Consider the following 494-nt stretch of genomic DNA (forward strand, 5'->3'; position numbering starts at 1 on the left):
AGGCCGGTCGTACTTGATATGCATGTCTGAAGGATCAAGAGCAACACTGATCATTTGCCTTGGGCGCAGTCCCTTCTTCAACCTGGGGTTGAACACATATTTGAGAGGAAAAGACCTCGCTTCACAGGAGCGAAGGCCGGTACGCACCATGAGGTGGAACAATATCTGGTGGCTTGGATCGGTATCCAGGGCAAGGCATACCTTGACTTGATCCTTGGTCAGGAATTTGGTCAAGCGCTTTCGGTCGCGAACCATCACCGAAACTTTCGTGCTCTCGGCTCCGGGCAGAGCGATATGACTGAGAAGACCGGAATGTTGGGCAACTCTTACCCTTTTCTCACCGAAGGGCAGCACAGTTATCAGGTTGCGCTGCTTAGCCCATCGGTAGAACCTCACGATCAAGGCCAGACGATTGTTCACCGTGCCGGGATCAAGTGCTAATTCTCCGCTCGACCAATCCCTGTACCTCGACAGAGCACTCAGACCGTGAGCCG

The 494-nt window shown here is 53.4% G+C and carries 1 pseudogene; it reads right to left on the bottom strand.

From position 1 onward, the window contains the following. Nucleotides 1–494: pseudogene (locus BGP85_RS00175) on the bottom strand (tyrosine-type recombinase/integrase); the annotation flags it as partial.

The sequence above is a fragment of the Pseudomonas putida genome, from assembly GCF_002906855.1.
GTDB lineage: Bacteria > Pseudomonadota > Gammaproteobacteria > Pseudomonadales > Pseudomonadaceae > Aquipseudomonas > Aquipseudomonas putida_N.